This window comes from Ideonella sp. P3_A4, from assembly GCF_056403075.1.
This window is the reverse complement of record NZ_JBFUGE010000661.1, coordinates 1-3144: the sequence shown is the minus strand read 5'-3', so window position 1 is coordinate 3144 and position 3144 is coordinate 1. Positions and strand designations below refer to the sequence as shown.

Below are 3144 nucleotides of genomic sequence, written 5' to 3'. Positions count from 1 at the left end.
TGCCTGGCCTGTCGGGTGTCGAAGCGGCGCGCGAGATTGGGCGCCGCGCGCACCTGGTCTTCGTGACCGCGTTCGACCAGTACGCGCTGAAGGCGTTCGAGCACGGCGTGCTCGACTACCTGGTCAAGCCTGTCGAGCCGGCGCGCCTGGCCGATACCGTGGCGCGGCTGCAGGCACGGCTGGGCACGGCCCAACCCGCGCAGGCCACCGAGGCCTTGCTGCAGCAATTGGCGGCGCAGCTGCAGCGCGGCGCCGCTCCGGCGCATTTGCGTTGGATTCGCGCGATGGTCGGGCAGACGGTGCGGATGATCGCGGTCGACGAGATCGACTTCCTGAAGTCCGACGAGAAGTACACGCTGATCGCTTGGCGCGGCGATGGCGGCAAGCCTGCAGAGGCCTTGATCCGCACGCCGCTGAAGGAGTTGCTCGGGCAACTGGACAGCGCCCAGTTTGCGCAAGTCCACCGCTCGGTCGTCGTCAACCTGCGCGCGATCAGCCACGTGACCCGCGGCCTGAACGAAACGGCCGACATCTACCTCAAGGGCCGGCCCGAGGTGCTGCCGGTCAGCCGCTCATTCCTGCACCTGTTCAAGCAGATGTAGCCGAGAAGGCGGTCAGGCTGCCTTCACCGGCGGCCATTGGTGTGTTTCGTCCTGGCACGAGCGGCACCACGCATACAGCGCGTCGTACATCACCATGCCGTGGGCCAGCATCTCGTGGTCGTTCGTGAAGTTCTGCGACAGGCCGAGCGACAGCGCATACAGACCGGCCGACTGGGGCGTCAGGTCCAGCCGCGAGGTGTCGGCGCCGCGCACGATGGCGGCCAGTTGCTGCAGCGCCGGGTCGTCCAGCTGGTGCTTCGCGAGGAACGCGTCGAAGCTGCACAGCTCGCCGACGTGGCTCATCTCGACACCGGGGATGTCGTAGGGCACCGCGCCAGTCGTCTCGGCGACGGCCAGCACCTCGCCGGCCGGCACGTAGAGGAACTCGGGCGCCTCATCGATGAAGCGCGCAATCAGCCAAGGGCAGGCGATGCGGTCGATCTTCGGGCGTTCGCGGGTGACCCACTTCATGGTGAGCTCCGTTCAGGGCTTGATCGTCATCGCGACGCCGGCGTCGCGGCAGCCCTCGATGCCACCCAGCAGGTAAGTGGCTTGGTAGCCCATGGTGCGCAGCGACAGCGCCGCCGCCTGGCTGACCTCCATGCCGTGGCGGCAATACACCACCACCGGCTTGTCGCGGTCCAGTTCGGTGGCCCAGGACGGCAGCTTGGCCGGGTCGCGCCAGCTCGCGCCGGCCAGCAGGTCACGGGCATCGGCATAGGCCTGCGCCTTGCGCACGTCCACCAACTGCGCGCCCTCGGGCAATGCGGCGTGGCCGATGGCCAGCGGCAGTGCGTCGCTGGCCACAGTGGCCGTGAAGCGCTGCGCCACCCGGCCCCAGTGCACGTTGCCCATGAACGCGTCGACATACGCCGCGGCCTTGGCGCCGAAGTCCATGTGGTAGGCGTGTTCGTACATGTCCAGCGCCAGGATAGGTGTGGCACCGGCCAGCAGGTGCGTGTGGTCAGCCGCCCAGTGGTTGATCAACCGGCCCTCGCGCGATGACCACGACAGCAGCGCCCAGCCGGAGCCGCCGCCCATCGCCTTGGCCAGCGCGGTGAACTCTGCGCGCCAGCGGTCGAACGAGCCGAAGTCGCGCTCCAACACGGTCGCCAGCCCCTGCGGCCCGATCGCCCCGTCGCCGCCCAGGCTGTCGAAGTACAGCTCATGCAACCAGGCCGAGTTGGCGGCGATCAGCTCTTCACGCTTCAGGCCGTTGACCATGAACACGGGTGCCGCGGCCCAGTCGATTTCGGCGAGCTGCTTGCGGATCGCGTTCAGGCGCTTCACGGCGCCGCTGTAGTTGTTCTCGTGGTGACTGGCGATCAGCTTCTGTGACAAGCCATGCAGGCTGCCCAGGTCGAGGGTCAAAGGTCGAATCTGGAAATCCATGGTTATCTCCTGAGGGTGCAATCAAGCGTGCTTCATCAGCGGATACGCGACCAGGCCAATGACAGCGGCAGCGATCACCACCAGCGGCTCGGGAAGCTTCCACTTCCACAGGATGCCGGCGGTCACGATCGCCAGTGCTGCAGTGAGCCAGTCGGTGATCGAGCGTTGTGCGATCACGAGCACCGCGCCGGCGAGTGCGCCGACCGCCGCCGCGGTCACGCCGTCGACGAAGGCGACGATGGCTGGATGCTTGCCGTGCTTCTTGAAGTACGGTGCCGGCAGGATCGTGAGCAGGTAGCAAGGCACGAACGTGGCCAGCGCGGCGACCACTGCACCGGGAAAGCCCGCGACCAGGTAGCCGATGAAGCCCGTCGTGATCACCACCGGGCCTGGCGTGATCATCGCCACGGCCACGGCATCGACGAACTGCCGGTCGTTCAGCCAGTGATGCTCGACCACGGCGCCGCTGTAGAGGAACGGCACGATCGCCAGGCCGCTGCCGAAGACAAAGCTGCCGGCGTAGGCGAAAAATCCAGCGATCTGCATCAATCGGCTACCGTCGGTGGAGGCCGTGGCCAGGACACCCGCGACGATCGGTGCCGAAGCGGCTGCGCTGCTGCGCAACTTGTTGCCCAGGTTCTTGGGCGGTGCCCGCAGCAGCCACACGAGGATGCCGGCGCCGATGAACAGGCCCACCCACTCGTTTTGGGTGACGAACGTGACGACGGCACTGACGGCGAAGATCGCCCACAGCAGCTTGTCCTTGCCCAGGCTCTTGGTCGCGAGCTTGTAGGCGCTCATCGTGATGATCCCGATCACCGACGCGCCCACGCCGTAGAACACGGCCTGCATCCACGAGATGCCGCCGAATTCGACATAGGCCGCGCCGATCGCCACGACCATCAGGAAGGATGGAATCACGAACGCCAAGCCGACGAGCGTCGCGCCGAGCACGCGGTAATGCACATAGCCAAGATAGATCGCCAGCTGCGCTGCCAGCGGCCCTGGCATCAACTGCGACAGCACCATGCCTTCGCGGTAGTCGGCCTCGGTGAACCATTTGCGGCCGTCGATCAGGTCGCGGTGCATGTAGCCCACCAGCGCAACCGGGCCGCCAAAGCCCCAAGTGCCCAGGCCCAGCATGTAGAGC

Annotated in this window: 4 protein-coding genes; 1 reads left to right on the top strand and 3 read right to left on the bottom strand. The window is 66.8% G+C overall.

Annotated features, from left to right (window positions below; all coding sequences use genetic code 11):
* A partial coding sequence (locus AC1DYI_RS30730; protein WP_477207907.1) for a LytR/AlgR family response regulator transcription factor occupies positions 1 to 602 on the top strand: 602 nt, incomplete at its 5' end.
* A 12-nt stretch (positions 603 to 614) separates the two neighbouring features.
* On the opposite strand, the gene AC1DYI_RS30725 is transcribed toward AC1DYI_RS30730, so the two are convergent.
* The 3 genes from AC1DYI_RS30725 to AC1DYI_RS30715 are packed head-to-tail and all read right to left on the bottom strand — an operon-like array spanning position 615 to position 3137.
* Entirely contained in the window at positions 615 to 1073 is a 459-nt protein-coding gene (locus AC1DYI_RS30725; protein ID WP_477207906.1) for a chromate resistance protein ChrB domain-containing protein, read from the bottom strand.
* Positions 1074 to 1085: 12 nt separating this feature from the next.
* Entirely contained in the window at positions 1086 to 1994 is a 909-nt protein-coding gene (locus AC1DYI_RS30720; protein ID WP_477207905.1) for a Fe-Mn family superoxide dismutase, read from the bottom strand.
* Between the two features lie 21 nt (positions 1995 to 2015).
* Complete coding sequence (locus tag AC1DYI_RS30715) at positions 2016 to 3137, bottom strand: chromate transporter (RefSeq protein WP_477207908.1); 1122 nt, start codon at positions 3135 to 3137, stop codon at positions 2016 to 2018.
* Positions 3138 to 3144 lie beyond the last annotated feature (7 nt).

What these genes read in the sequence shown, in the direction of transcription:
- AC1DYI_RS30725 (WP_477207906.1), bottom strand. Translation starts at nt 1,073, where the DNA reads ATGAAGTGGGTCACCCGCGAACGCCCGAAGATCGACCGCATCGCCTGC.
- AC1DYI_RS30720 (WP_477207905.1), bottom strand. Translation starts at nt 1,994, where the DNA reads ATGGATTTCCAGATTCGACCTTTGACCCTCGACCTGGGCAGCCTGCAT.
- AC1DYI_RS30715 (WP_477207908.1), bottom strand. Translation starts at nt 3,137, where the DNA reads ATGCTGGGCCTGGGCACTTGGGGCTTTGGCGGCCCGGTTGCGCTGGTG.